1 protein-coding gene is annotated in these 285 nt (G+C 62.5%); it reads right to left on the bottom strand.

Features of this window, described 5'->3' with window-relative positions:
* The coding region (locus ACQG3P_RS19370) for a nitroreductase family protein (RefSeq protein ID WP_426805948.1) at positions 1 to 285 on the bottom strand (285 nt) is incomplete at both ends.

Below are 285 nucleotides of genomic sequence, written 5' to 3'. Positions count from 1 at the left end.
AATCACCGTAACCCATCTTGACCAGGAAATACGACTTGATGGTGGTGCCCTTGAAGAAGGCTTCGTCCACCTGGGCCGGGTCGAAACCGCTCATCGGGCCGGCATCCAGGCCCAGCGCGCGCGCGGCCAGGATCAGGTAGGCGCCCGGCAGGGTGCCGTTGCGGAACGCCGATTCGTGGCGGCCTTCACGCGGGCCGTCGAACCATGCCTTGGCATCTGTGTGCGGGAACAGGTACGGAAGCTTTTCGTGGAAGTCTTCTTCGAAGGCGACGATCACGGTAACCT

The organism is Stenotrophomonas sp. SrG (genome assembly GCF_050031795.1).
GTDB classification, from domain to species: domain Bacteria; phylum Pseudomonadota; class Gammaproteobacteria; order Xanthomonadales; family Xanthomonadaceae; genus Stenotrophomonas; species Stenotrophomonas rhizophila_A.
This window is presented reverse-complemented; position numbering and strand designations above follow the sequence as displayed.